Here is a 233-nt window from a genome sequence, read left to right as displayed (position 1 = left end):
AGATCTACACTCCCTCCGTCGTCGGCGGCGTCAGATGTGTAGAAGAGACAACCACCGCACGGGCCCGCGTCGCCGAGCTGCACGGCCTCGGTGTAGCCGAGGCGCGGCTCTACGGCACCGACGAGAACGACGGGGTCGGCGGCACCGGGTCTGTCTCTTATACACATCTCCGAGCCCACGAGACGCGTAGTAATCTGGGGGGGGGGGGGGGTGTTTGGAGGGGGGGGGGGGGG

General features: G+C 68.2%; 1 pseudogene. It reads left to right on the top strand.

Annotation, left to right across the window (positions count from 1 at the left end):
• Positions 1-155: pseudogene (locus ACPYOM_RS24065) on the top strand (4Fe-4S dicluster domain-containing protein); the annotation flags it as partial.
• Between the last annotated feature and the right edge of the window lie 78 nt (positions 156-233).

The organism is Monashia sp. HAY1-2A (genome assembly GCF_056755315.1).
Note: the sequence above shows the minus strand (reverse complement) of the source record. Positions and strands in the feature narration are given on the sequence as shown.